The sequence below is a fragment of the Pandoraea thiooxydans genome, assembly GCF_001931675.1.
GTDB classification, from domain to species: domain Bacteria; phylum Pseudomonadota; class Gammaproteobacteria; order Burkholderiales; family Burkholderiaceae; genus Pandoraea; species Pandoraea thiooxydans.
In genome coordinates, this window is record NZ_CP014839.1 from 1,421,307 (window position 1) to 1,434,179 (window position 12,873).

Sequence of the window (12,873 nt, forward strand, 5' to 3'; positions counted from 1 at the left end):
AATGAAGACGATCGACGACGCAACCGCGTCCGGCCATGCGCCGGCCCCCGGGATTTCCAGAACGCAGTGGCGGATGATCCTGATCGCGAGTCTCGGCGGCTCGCTCGAGTTTTACGATTTCATCGTGTATGGCTTTTTTGCGCATGCGATTGCCGAACAGTTCTTTCCCAACGCGTCGTCGCTGGTGAGCCTGCTGTTTTCGTTCTCCGTGCTGGCGATCGGCTATGTGATCCGGCCGCTCGGCGGCATCGTGCTGAGCAGTTGGGGCGACCGTTATGGGCGGCGCCCGGTCTTTCTGAGCTCCATCATCGTCGTTACCGCGGCGACGGTCTGCCTCGGCCTGCTGCCGAACTACCAGCACTGGGGCATCGCAGCCTCGCTGCTGCTGATCGCGCTGCGCATGGTGCAGGGCTTCTGTGTGGGCGGGGAAATGCCGGGGGCGATCACCTACGCGGTGGAGGCTGTGCCGCGCAGGGCGGGACTGGCCGCGGGCGTCATCATCTGCGCGGTCAACCTCGGCGTGCTGCTCGCGACATTGGTCAATCTCGGCATCCAGCTGTTCCTTTCGAGCGCGGATGCCGCGGCGTTCGGCTGGCGCATCGCCTTCCTGTTCGGCGGGCTTTGCGGGGTCGTGTCCTATGCCATGCGCCGCCATCTCGACGAGTCGCCGGAGTTCGAGCGCATGCGCGGCGCCGTGGTCAAGCAGCCGTTTCGCGAGACGCTGCGCCATCATGGCCGCCAGGTCGTGATCGGCGTCATGTCGATTGCCGTGATGGCCGGCGTCAACGGCATCCTTTACGGACACATGCCGGCTTTTCTGGTGGAGCAATTGCACTATTCGCCGCGTATCGCGGCGATCGCGCAAAACGCCTATCTGGTCGTGAGTTCTTTCGGCCTGCTGTTTGCCGGCTGGCTGGGAGACAAGGTGCCGCGCCGCTATCTGCTGCTCGCCTCGGCGGCGCTGCTGGTGGTGCTCAGCTATCCGTTCTATCTTGCCTTGAGCGCGCACAGCGTCGACCTCGTGGTGCTGTTCGTCCTGGCGGCGCTGGTGTTTTCGCTGGCCAGCGGCACATGGGCTTCGGTGCTGGCGGATTATTTCCCGGTGCAAATCCGCTACAGTGGCATTGCGCTTTCCTACAACGTCGCGGTCGTGGCCTTCAGCGGCTTTGCGCCGCTGCTCGCCACCATGCTGATTCGCGAGACGGGTTCGCTCGCTTCGCCGGCGCTTTACGTGATCATGGCCTCCGCCGTCACGCTCATCGCCGGAGCCCTCACGGCCAAGGCACCGGTGCCCACGGGCGCGCCATCGCAAGCGCATTGATCGCCGCCGTCCGGGGCCGGGCGGAAGACAGCCTTGCCGGTGCATTGTGCCGGCAAGGCACCCGCCTGGTGCCGCCCACACGCTTGTCGCTCATCCCGGGTACCAGTGTTCGACCCGTCTCAGGCTCGTCCCTGATCGGCCCGTAACGCCGAGCCGACAACGACGGCCGTCATTTCAGGCGGATTCCTGCTGGGCCCCGCCGGCCGACGTCTTCACCCCGCCACTAAGTTAAAGCTAAGTTTCGTCCGTTACGCTGCGTCACATCGTTGTGTTTGCATTTGCCGCCTTATCGACATGCCCGATTCGATGTCGATTGGTCGTGACCCCGAACACTTCGGTAGCCGATTAAATCAACAACTCTGATCCGGCATGGACGACATGTCGGGCAAGGCGGCGGAATATGACGAGATTACTACCCGGCATCGGGTTACTGATAAGCGTACTGGCGATTGGCGGCTGCGCGACCTACCACCCGCTGCCGCTGGCCACGCGGGCGGATCTTGGGGCCAGCATCACGCAGGTGCTGCACACGGTGCCGGCAGGCGCGGGGCGGCCGGGCGTGAGCATCGACGTGAGCCGGGCGCTGAGCGTGGACCAGATCGGCGTACTGGCGATCCTCAACGATCCGGCCCTGCGTGCCGAGCACGGCCAGTCCGAGCTGGCGCGCGCCGGGGTGATCCAAAGCGCGCTGCTGCCCAACCCGTCGGTGGGCCTGGGCTACGCGGCGCTGCTGGGCGGGCCCGGCACCACCGGCGCGCTCAGCGCCTCGCTGAGCCAGGACATTGCCTCGCTGGTGACTTATCACAACCGCGTGGCCTCGGCGCGCGCGCACGCGGCCCAGGTCAACGCGCAGCTGCTGTGGCAGGAGTGGCAGGTCGCGCAGAAGGCGCGCCTGCTGGCGCTGGACCTGTACTGGGGCGGGCAGGCGATCGCGGCCAGCCAGGCCCGGCTGGCCGCGCTCACGCAATTGAGCCGGCGCCTGCAGCAGGCGGTGGACCAGGGCAGCCTGAGCCTGGCCGCGCTGGGCCCCGTGCAGGCCTCGCTGGCCTCGCAGGCGCAGGCGCTGCAGGCGCTGCATTTGACGCAGATGGACAACTGGCGCGCGCTCGACGCGCTGCTGGGGCTGCGCCCGGCGGTGCGCTTCGATATCGCCCGGCCGCATCCGCCGGTGCTGCCCGCGCAGCTGGACGCGCTGGCCGCGAGCGTGGCGCAGCGCCGCCCCGACCTGATCGCGCTGCGCCTGGGCTACCGCTCGGCCGACCAGGACGTGCGCGCGGCCATCCTCGGCCAGTTCCCGGCGTTCGTGCTGGGCGGCTCGTGGAGCTCGGACACCTCGGACGTGCGCTCGGGCGGGCCCACCGTGACCTTCGACCTGCCGATCTTCAACCGCAACCAGGGCCAGATCGCCCAGGCGCGCGCGAGCCGGCGCGTGCTGCACGCGCAGTATCAAAGCCGGCTCGATGACACGCAGGCCAGCATCCTGGCGCTGCGCGCGCGCAGCCAGTATCTGGCCGCGCGCCTGGGGCCGGCGCGGGCCGCCGCGGCCACGGCCGGCGCGCAGGCCGAGGCGGCCCGCGGGGCCTATGCCCAGCACAATCTGGACCAACGCACGCTGGACGATTATGAGAGCACTGCCTTGCAGCAGCGCCTGGCGCTGTTCGATCTGCAGCGCGGCCTGGGCGAGGCGCGCATCGCACTGACCCTGGAGCTGGGGCTGGGCCTGCCGCCCGCCCGCATCGCTCCGCTCGATTCCAAGAGGTAAGCCATGAACTATCGATGGATTCTCGGCGCAGCGCTGCTCGCCGTGGGCACGGGCGCCGCCTTGGGCGCGCCGGCCAAGGACGCGGCACCGAGCGTGCTGGTCACGCTCACCGCCTTGCATCAGGGCAGCCTGGCGCGCACGGTCTCGGCCTACGGGGTGGTGCAGCCCGGGGCCGCGGGCCAGCGCACGGTGATGGCGCCGGCCTCGCAAACGGTGGGCGCGGTGTACGTGCGCGCGGGCGAGGCCGTGGCCGCGGGCGCGCCGCTGCTGCGGCTGGTGCCCAGCCCCGAGACGGCCGCGGCCTACGCGCAGGCCCGCTCGGCGCAGCGGGTGGCCCAGCAGTTGGCCACGCGCACGCAGCAGATGTTCGCGCAGCACCTGGCCACCGCGCAGCAACTGGCCGATGCGCAGAAGGCCGCTGGCGACGCGCGCGCGACGCTGGCCGCGCTCGATGCGCAGGGCGCGAACGGGCCGACGGTGCTGCGCGCGCCGTTTCGCGCGATCGTGCTGCGCCTGTCGGCCGCGCCCGGGGCGCTGGTCTCGGCGGGCACCCCGCTGCTGGCGCTGGCCAGGCCCGAGGCCCTGGTGCTCAAGGTGGGGGTCACCCCCGCGCAGGCCGCGCTGATCCAGTCTGGCGAGTCGGCCAGCATCGCCGTGCCGGGCCAGGCGCAGCCCATCGCGGGCCGCGTCGAGCAGCGCGGCGCGATGATCGATCCGGCCAGCGGGCTGGTGCCGGTGCAGATCGGCGTGCCGGCCAATCGGTTGCTGCCCGGCCAGGCGGCCGAGGCCACCATCACGGTGGGCCGGACGCAGGGCTATGTGGTGCCGCATGCGGCGCTGCTGGCCGACGATCAGGGCGCGCCGTACGTGGTGCAGGCCAAGGGCGGCGCCGCGCGCAAGGTGCCGGTGCGGGTGCTGGGCACGCACGGCGACCAGGACGTGATCGCCGGGGCGGGCCTGGACGCGGGCCAGCCGCTGGTGCTCTCGGGCAACTACCAGCTCGATGACGGCATGCACCTGCGGGTCGCAGCCCAGGGAGCGGCCAAATGACGCTCGCCGGCTGGCTTCACCGTTATCGCCTGCCGGTGCTGAGCGTGGCGTTCGTGCTCACGATCGCCGGCATCTACGCGGCCATCAGCTTGCCGGTGGGCCTGTTCCCGCTGACCAGCTTCCCGCGCATTCGCATCGAGGTCGACGCGGGCAGCATGCCGGCGCGGCAGATGCTGGTCGATGTCACGCAGCCGCTGGAGGCGGCCGCGCGGGCGGTGCCCGGGGCGGTGGACGTGTCCTCGACGACCTCGCGCGGCTCGGCCGAGATCTTCGTGGACTTCCCGTGGGGCTCGGACATGAACCGGGCGCTGCTGAGCGTGGATGCGGCCTTCGCGCAGAAGCTGCCGGACCTGCCGGCGGGCACCGGGTACGATGCGATCCAGATGAGCCCGAACGTGATCATGCCGTTCGTCTCGTACGCGCTGCTCTCGGACCAGGTCTCGCCCGCGGCGTTGCGCCAGCTCGCGCGTCACCAGATCCTGCCGATGCTCACCGGCATCGCGGGCATCCGGCGCGTGGGGGTGCTCGGCGGCCAGACCCCGGAGGTGCAGGTGTCAGTGGCGCCGCAGACCCTGCAAAGCTACGGGCTGACGATCGACGACGTGGCCCACGCGCTGTCGGCCACCAACACGGTGGCCGCGGTCGGGCGCCTGGAGGACAACGACCTGCTGTATCTGGCGGTGGCCAACAACGCCTTCACCTCGATCGAGTCGGTGCGCCGCGTGACGGTGCCCACCGCCGGCGGCGGCATCGTGCGGCTGGACCAGATCGCCCAGGTCAAGATGGGCTCGGCCCCGCAGTGGCTGCTGGTCGACGACAACGGCCACCCGGCGGTGACCTTCGACGTGTACCAGCAGGACCGGGCCGATTCGCTGGACCTGGCCCGCCAGGTGCAGCAGCGCCTGGACGCGTTCATGAAGACGCAGCCGGGCTCGATTCACCTGTATAAGTGGTACGACCAGACGCAGCTGGTGCGCTCCTCGATCGCCGCGCTCGAGGAGGCCATCGCCATCGGGCTGGTGTTTGCCGCGGGGGTGCTGTTCTGGTTCCTGCGCAATTGGCGGGTGACGGCCGTGGCGATGATCGTGGTGCCCATGTCGGTGCTGTGCAGCGTGCTGATCCTGTACCTGCTGGGCATGACCCTGAACATCATGACGCTGGGCGGGATTGCCGCGGCCATCGGCCTGCTCATCGACGACGTGATCGTGATGATCGAGCATATCGCGCGGCGCGTGGGCCACCCCGATCAGACCGACCCGCATGCGGGGGTGCTGCACGCGGCGCGCGAATTCCTCTCGCCGCTGCTGGGCTCGACCCTGGCCACCACCATCATCTTCATCCCGCTGGCGTTTCTCTCGGGCATCACCGGGGCGTTCTTCAAGTTCCTCTCGCTGACGATGGCCTCGTCGCTGATCATCTCGTTCCTGTTGACGGCCTTCACCGCGCCCTTGCTCGCGCGCGGCCTGGTCGACTTCAGCAAGTGGAAGGACCCCGGGCACGGCAAGGACACCTGGCTGCGGCGCACCCACGCGCGCCTGCTCGACAAGCTGTTTCGCGTGCCCCTGCTGATCCTGCCGGGGCTGCTGGTGCTCATCGGCTTCGGCTACCTGGCCTACCACCACGTGGGCACCGGCTTCCTGCCGCGCATGGACGAGGGCGGCTTCGTGCTGGACTATCAGACCGCGCCGGGCACCTCGCTGGGCGAGACCAACCGGGAGCTCGCCCAGGTCGAGGCGATCCTCAAGCACAACCCGTACGTCGACACCTACTCGCGGCGCACCGGCGCGGGGCTCGGGGGCGACCTGAGCGAGACCTACCAGGGCGACTTCTTCGTGCATCTGACCGATGCGGCCAAGCGGCCCGACATCTGGCACGTGATGGACGACATCTCGGCCAAGGTCACGCAGCAGGTGCCGGGCATCGACTTCGATACGCACCAGCTGATGAGCGACATGATCGGCGACATGGTGGGGCGTCGCCAGCCGGTGGTGATCCAGCTGAGCGCGAAGGATCCGGGCGTGCTGGGGGCGGTGGCCCAGCGGGTGGCCGATGCGATCGGCAAGGTGCCGGGGATCGAGCCGGCCTCGGTCGACGACGGCGTGGTGCCGGCGGGCGACGCGCTGGAGATCCGGGTCGACCCGGCCGCGGCCGCGCTCAAGGGCATGACCCCGGCGCAGGTCAAGGCGCAGGTCTATCACTACCTGCACGGCGCGCTGGTCACCCGCTATCTGGGCACGGTCGAGGACGTGGGGGTGCGGCTGTGGCTCGCCGCGCCGCACACGCCGATCTACCGGGACGCGCTGGGCGCGCTGCCGCTGCGCGCGCCCAACGGGCAGCTGTTCACGCTGGGCACGGTGGCCAGCACGCGCTTCGTGGCCGGGCAGCCGCAGCTCACGCGCGACAACCTGCAGCAGATCGTGGCGGTGACCGCGCAGATCGGCGGCGGGCACGACCTGGGCTCGACCATTGCCGCGGTCAAGCACACGCTGGCCAAGCCCGGGCTGATCCCGCCCGGGGTCAGCTACACCTTCGGGGGCGCCTACAAGCAGCAGCAGATGGCGGTGCGCGGCATGTTGAAGGTGTTCGCCGCGGCGGTGGTCGCCGAGATCATCCTGTTGCTGTTCCTGTACCGGCGCCTGCTGATCCCGCTAATCATCATGGGCACCTCGCTGGTGTCGACCGGGGCGGTGTTCGTGGGGCTGTGGGTCACCGGGGTGGAGCTCAACATCACGGCGATGATGGGCATGGTGATGATCATCGGCATTGCCACCGAGATGGCGATCTTCCTGGTCTCGGAGTATCAGCTGCTGCGCGAGAGCGAGGGCCTGGGGCCGCGCCAGGCGCTGCGCGAGGCCGCGCTCAACCGGCTGCGCCCGATCGTGATGAGCACCCTGGCGATGATCCTGGCGCTGGTGCCGCTGGGCGCGGCCATCAGCGGCTCGGGCGACCAGATGCTCCAGCCCCTGGCCATCGCCATCATCGCCGGCGCCCTGGTGCAGTTGCCGCTGGTGCTGGTGGTCATGCCCGTGCTGATCGAGTTGACGACCCGGCGCGGTGAGCCAGCGGGTGCGTAGTGAACGGGGCCGCGAGCGGGCGGGGGAAGTATTGGCGGTCGATTCGGCGCGCTTGTAGAATGAGCCGACTCCCAGCCCGGCTCGTTCCATGCGGCGTCAATTCAAAATGCCAGGAACGACGCCGGCTCTGCCGAAGCAAGGTCTCGACCGCTCATGACAAGCGCCGCAAAAACGCAAACGGATGGCGGCACCGCCTTGCCGCCCACCGACCGCACTACGGGGATTTCCTCGGCCGAGGCGCAACGCCGGCTTCAGGCGTTTGGCCCTAACGCCATCGAGGAGCGCCGCACATCGTTGTGGCGCCAACTGCTGGGCAAACTCTGGGGGCCGGTGCCATGGATGCTCGAAGCGGTGATCGTGCTGCAGGCAATGCTTGGCCGCCATCGCGAGGCGCTGGTCATCCTGTTTCTGCTCGCTTTCAATGCTACCGTGGCATTTGTTCAGGAGCGGCGCGCGCAGGATGCCCTGGCACTGCTGCGCCATCAGTTGCAGGTCAATGCGCGCGTGCTGCGCGATGCGCAATGGAGCCGCATCGCGGCGGCGCAACTGGTTCCGGGCGACGTGGTGCATGTGCGCGCGGGCGATCTGGTGCCGGCCGATCTGCTGCTGTTCGACGGCACAGTCGCGCTCGATCAGTCGGCCCTGACCGGCGAGTCGCTCGCGGTCGACGCGGGCCCGGGCAAGCCTGCCTATACCGGTTCGATCGTGCGCCAGGGGGAGGCCAGCGGCGAAGTCACCGCCACCGGTTCGCACACCTACTTTGGCCGCACTGCCGAGCTGGTGCGCACCTCCAGCGCGCCGAGCCACATGCAGCGCACGATCTTCTCGATCGTCAAGCGGCTGGTTGCATTCGATCTGGTGCTTGTCGTATTGGTCATCGCCTACGCCATGACTCATGGTTTGCCGCTGGCCGACACGGCGGTGTTCGCGTTGATGCTGCTGGTCGCCTCGGTGCCGGTCGCGTTGCCGGCCACCTACACGCTGGCGACGGCGGTGGCCAGCACGCGCCTGGCCAGGCAGGGAGTGCTGGTCACCCGGCTGCCCGCGGTGGAGGAGGCCGCGGCGATGGACACGTTGCTGTCGGACAAGACCGGCACGCTCACGCAAAATACTTTGTCGGTCGCTGGCGTCAAGGCGTTGGGCGACGCCAGCGAGGCCGAAGTGTTGCGCGCAGCGGCGCTGGCCAGTGACGACGCTTCCCAGGATCCGCTGGACCTGGCAATTCTCACCGCTTACCGCGTCGGTGCGCCGGCCGGCACAGCGCCCGCCCGTACCGATTTTCGACCGTTCGATCCGGCCACGCGATTCAGCGAGGGCGTGTACCTGGTCGACGGCGTGCCGTGGCATGCGCTCAAGGGCGCGGCCGGCGCGATATTCGAACAGTGCGGGGCCGACGACGCGCAGCGCGAGGCGGCGCAGGCGGCCGAAACCGCCCTGGCCGCCGGGGGTGCGCGCGTGCTGGCGATCGCCGCGGGGCCGGCCGGCGCGGTCCGCCTGCTCGGCCTGGTCGGTCTGGCCGATCCGCCGCGGGAGGACGCGGCGCAACTGATCAAGAAACTCGGTGCGCTCGGCGTGCGCGTGAGCATGGCAACCGGGGATGCCTTGGAGACGGCGCGCGCCATCGGCCTGCGGTTGGGACTCGGCACGCGCGTGTGCAACCCGCGCGGCGACGATTTGCTGCACCCCGAGAATTGCGACATCTACGCCCGCGTATTGCCCGAGGACAAGCACGCGATCGTGCGCGCGCTGCAGCAGGGCGGGCACGTCGCCGGGATGACGGGCGACGGCGTCAACGACGCGCCGGCGCTGCGCCAGGCCGAGCTCGGCATCGCGGTGGCCAGCGCCACCGACGTGGCCAAGGCGGCTGCCGGCGTGGTGCTGACGGACCCGGGGCTGAGCGGGGTGCTGACGGTGGTCGCCATGGGCCGCGAGGTGCATCGGCGCATGCTGACCTACATCCTCAACAAAATCGTCAAGACACTCGAAATCGTCGTATTTCTCACGCTCGGGCTGTGGCTGACCGGCGGTTTCGTGATTTCCGCGGGACTGATCGTGCTGCTTTTGTTCGCCAACGATTTCGTGACGATGACCATCGCGGTCGATCGGGTACGGCCCGCGGCGCGGCCGCAACGCTGGCGGGTCGGGCAGCTCGTGGGCGGAGCGGCTGTGCTCGCCGTGGTTTCCCTGGCCTTTTCGCTGTCGCTGTATCTTTGGTCTCGCGCGCAGTTCGGCCTCAGCGCCGCGCAGATGCAGACGATGGTGTTTCTGTTGCTGGTATTCACCACCCAGGCCAATGTTTATGTGCTGCGCAACGACGCGTACCTCTGGTCGTTTGCCCCGAGCCCGGTGATGGCCCTGGCCAGCGCGGGCGACGTCGTGCTCGTGAGCATACTGGCGGCGACCGGCACGCTGATGGCGCCGGTGCCGTGGCACCTGGTGAGCGTCATGATCGCCATCGTCGCCGCGTTCGCCCTCGTGCTCGATCAGGCCAAGCGCGTCGTATTCCGGCGCTTTGGGTTGGGTTGAGCCATGTGCCTCACCGCGCGTCGCCGGCGAGTGCCGTGAGAATCCTATAAGCCGCGCTCACGCGCTCTTCCATCGGAAAATTTTTGTTGGCCAGGATGACGATCCCCATGCGCTTTTGCGGAATGAAGGCGACGTAGGCGCCGAAGCCGTTGGTCGAGCCCGTCTTGTTGATCCACGCGTGCGCGCTTGGGGCTTGCGGTGGCGTGATCGGCGCCACTGGCGCACCGTGCAGGACCATCGCCGCTGAATTGCCGTCGAGCAGGGATTGCAACGGCACCGGATACGGATACTGCTCCCAGATCAGATCCTGCGTCATCGGCCCCGCTTTGAAGTACCCGGTGTGCGTGGCCAGGACCGCGCGTTGGAGTTTGCCTTCCAGCGGGACCATGGCCATGTTCGCTCGCACGAAGCGCAGCATGTCGGATGCCGTGCTTTTGACGCCGTACGCCTCGGCAGCCAGCACGCCGGGTGCCATGCGGATCGGAGCGCCGGCTTTGGTATAGCCCTGCGCGTAGTCCGCCATTTTTGCTTGCGGCACATTGATATAGGTATGCGTCATGCCGAGTGCGGGAAACAGGCGCCCTTGCATCAAGGTAGCGAAGTCCTGCCCGAAGGACTTGGCCGTGATCAGGCCCAGCGTGCCGATACTGATGTTGGAATAGGTGCGATAGGTGCCCGGTGCGTGGGTCGGCCGCCATGCTCCCAGATACCGCATCAACTGCGCGTTGTCGTGGATGTCGTCGGGCACTTGCAACGGCAGCCCGCCCGGCGTATGCGTTCCCAGGTCGACCAGAGGTACCTCGCCGAACGGGTGTCCACGCAACGCGGGCAGATATTGGCCGGTCTTGTCAGACAGCGACAAACGGCCGCTTGCCTGCGCATAGGACACCAGGGTGGCGGTAAGCGTCTTGCTCACCGAACCGAGTTCGAACAGGGTGTTGGCGGTGACCGGCCGGCCGGTGGCGCGCGAGGCCACACCGTAGTTGAAAACGTAGGGTTTGCCGTCGGCAACGACGCCCACCGCCATCCCGGCGATGCGGTTTTTCGTCATGATGGGCCGGACTACCGCATCCACTGTCTGCCTGATTCGGGCTGGCGGCTCGCCGGTCGCGTGGCTGGCCGGCGAGGTGGCCGTCAGCGTCATGAAAATCGTCGTCGCGAGACAGGCGGCTTTGCGTTTCATCGTAGGGGATTCCTCAAGATGGATGATCGGGTTCGCACAGATGGCCGGATGGCTGGCTGATGTCGGCGGTGAAGGTGCTTTGGCGGCAATATTTCACTTTCGAGAATCTCTGACAAATGGAAGTAAAGGGGGGATACCGAGGTATGTTTCAATCCGGGTATTTGAAACCCGGGCGCTCAGGGATCTACCGTACGCATCCAATGCCTGGCGCGCGGCGAAGCGAATACGCAACATGCCGGCCAAAATCAACGGAGACATCTAGTGGCGCCTGTCTTTCCCCCAGCGCCAGCGGGGCGGCTCACCTTTGCACCAGCAAACGACCAGCAAGGCACCGGTAGCGAGCCCGATATAACAGGCACTCGCGTAGAGGGGCTGCCGGAGAACGCGGAATATGAATACCACGACCGTGAGGTATGCAACGAGGACGACCCAGCCCTGCCACGCGCTCGGCATACCCCAACCCCAACCATAGCGCTTGGCGGGAAACCAATATTTTTTTGATCCGTCAGTCACCGCAGTTCTCCGTCATCGCATGCCGCCCAAGGAAACAGCTATTGCGCAAACGGCGAGTCTGATTGCGCTGCATGCTCATGATCTCTCGCTGGAGACGTCGGGCCGCAGGTGAAGCATCAGCGATCCGCAAATCAGGCCGAAGCCGAGACGGGGGGCGACGAAGGCAACCAGCAGTGCCGCCGTGAAACCCGCCAGCACCAAAAGGGATCGACGTCTTGCCAAACGACGCACGCGTTCGGGCATTTGCCCGGTATCCGCATTGGCCAGCACATGCCGTTCGAATACGTTGTAGGCAATGTCGATGCCAATGAACAACCCAGCGTATAGCACCACGGGGGACGATGCGAGCTTGGAACGGGCTACCCATGCGGTCGCAAAGGGTAACAGCGAAACCATGAAGAGGTGAGCGAAATTGACCCATATCAATCCCAGCGTTGGCCGCCTGACGAAGCGCATCAAGTGATGATGATTGATCCAGATAATGACAACGAAAAGATAGCTTACCGCATAGCTTATGACCATGGGCCACAACGGCAGGAGCGCCGAGAATGCGGGCTGGTCGGGCGCCTTGAGATCCAACACCATGATGGTCACGATCACCGCGAAAACCGCATCTGAAAACGCTGTCATCCGATCGGCGGTTGTTTTTTCTTCACGCATCGCGTGCTCCTTGTTGTCGGAAAGGCACCAGGAATGAATTTTTCTATCCTGCTTCGGCAGGCATCTGACCGGGGCGTGCGTACGCGATTTTCTGAAGCTTGCCGCAAACGCGGCTGTATCCCGATTTTCGCACAGACGATCTCATGCTAGCCGGGGGTGGTACCGCCATGCATGAGTTCGAGTCGATGCATGAAACGAGAGATTGACTGAATAATAGATTGCTAGCATACTAGCCGGCATGAGTGACGAAGATATCAAGCAATTCAACGTTTACCTGCCGATCGGGCTGATCCGACAGGTGAAGCACCACGCCATCGAGGCGGAACTGTCGCTTTCGGCGCTGGTTGCCGAGGCGCTGCGGGCTTACCTTGCCGCGCAAGCGGGACAGCGGCATTCATCCGACAAGGAGAAATGATATGGCAACCGAAGGCATCGAGGCCGTGTTTCTGACCACGCACAATTGGGGCAAGGCGGCCAGGTTTTTTCAAACACTTGGCTACGAACTGGCATTCGAGACCGACCACAATTCCGGCCAGCTTCGCAATCGCGTGGGGCCTGAAATTTTCATCGCGGAGGTGCCCGAAAGCGAGGCGCCGCAGATGCATCTGGTGCTCAAGGTGGCCGAAGAAGCGGCCTGCGAGGTGGGCGGAAATGTCGATCAGGTCACGCCGTTCGAAGACACGCATTGGGGAACCCGGGAGATGACCGTTCGCGATCCGGATGGCCGCATCTGGCGCCTTCAGGCCCCGGGCAGGGAATAGTCGGGTGCTGGCACGAATGGCTA

Annotated in this window: 10 protein-coding genes; 7 read left to right on the plus strand and 3 right to left on the minus strand. The window is 67.0% G+C overall.

Annotated features, from left to right (window positions below):
- Nucleotide 1 precedes the first annotated feature (1 nt).
- From PATSB16_RS06460 to PATSB16_RS06480, 5 genes are all read left to right on the plus strand, one after another.
- Nucleotides 2-1,321 (plus strand): MFS transporter, encoded by a 1,320-nt coding sequence (locus PATSB16_RS06460; RefSeq protein ID WP_047213257.1) that lies wholly within the window; start codon nt 2-4, stop codon nt 1,319-1,321.
- Between the two features lie 400 nt (nt 1,322-1,721).
- Nucleotides 1,722-3,083, plus strand: coding sequence for a TolC family protein (locus tag PATSB16_RS06465; protein ID WP_047213259.1), 1,362 nt, complete (start codon nt 1,722-1,724; stop codon nt 3,081-3,083).
- Between the two features lie 3 nt (nt 3,084-3,086).
- Complete coding sequence (locus PATSB16_RS06470) at nt 3,087-4,133, plus strand: efflux RND transporter periplasmic adaptor subunit (protein WP_052892595.1); 1,047 nt, start codon at nt 3,087-3,089, stop codon at nt 4,131-4,133.
- The gene (locus PATSB16_RS06475) at nt 4,130-7,207 is read left to right on the plus strand and encodes an efflux RND transporter permease subunit (RefSeq protein ID WP_047213260.1); all 3,078 of its coding nucleotides are present in this window, start codon (nt 4,130-4,132) and stop codon (nt 7,205-7,207) included. Before PATSB16_RS06470 ends, PATSB16_RS06475 begins: the two co-directional genes overlap by 4 nt.
- A gap of 153 nt (nt 7,208-7,360) precedes the next feature.
- Nucleotides 7,361-9,733 carry a plasma-membrane proton-efflux P-type ATPase gene (locus PATSB16_RS06480; protein ID WP_083566706.1) on the plus strand — a complete coding sequence of 791 codons (2,373 nt, stop codon included), beginning with the start codon at nt 7,361-7,363 and terminating at the stop codon, nt 9,731-9,733.
- Between the two features lie 10 nt (nt 9,734-9,743).
- Here the strand turns inward: PATSB16_RS06480 and ampC are convergent, their stop codons facing one another.
- The 3 genes from ampC to PATSB16_RS06495 all read right to left on the minus strand — a co-directional run bounded on the left by ampC (nt 9,744) and on the right by PATSB16_RS06495 (nt 12,089).
- Nucleotides 9,744-10,916, minus strand: a complete 1,173-nt coding sequence (gene ampC, locus PATSB16_RS06485) for a class C beta-lactamase (protein WP_047213261.1) — start codon at nt 10,914-10,916, stop codon at nt 9,744-9,746.
- A gap of 258 nt (nt 10,917-11,174) precedes the next feature.
- Complete coding sequence (locus PATSB16_RS21295; protein ID WP_072628707.1) at nt 11,175-11,369, minus strand: hypothetical protein; 195 nt, start codon at nt 11,367-11,369, stop codon at nt 11,175-11,177.
- Nucleotides 11,370-11,504: 135 nt separating this feature from the next.
- Nucleotides 11,505-12,089, minus strand: coding sequence for a TMEM175 family protein (locus PATSB16_RS06495; protein ID WP_047213262.1), 585 nt, complete (start codon nt 12,087-12,089; stop codon nt 11,505-11,507).
- 238 nt (nt 12,090-12,327) lie between these two features.
- On the opposite strand from PATSB16_RS06495, the gene PATSB16_RS06500 reads away from it, so the two are divergent.
- Both PATSB16_RS06500 and PATSB16_RS06505 read left to right on the plus strand, forming a co-directional pair.
- Nucleotides 12,328-12,504 (plus strand): ribbon-helix-helix protein, CopG family, encoded by a 177-nt coding sequence (locus tag PATSB16_RS06500; RefSeq protein WP_047213264.1) that lies wholly within the window; start codon nt 12,328-12,330, stop codon nt 12,502-12,504.
- A 1-nt stretch (nt 12,505) separates the two neighbouring features.
- Nucleotides 12,506-12,850: a VOC family protein gene (locus PATSB16_RS06505; RefSeq protein ID WP_047213266.1), complete on the plus strand. Its 345-nt coding sequence runs from the start codon at nt 12,506-12,508 to the stop codon at nt 12,848-12,850.
- Nucleotides 12,851-12,873 lie beyond the last annotated feature (23 nt).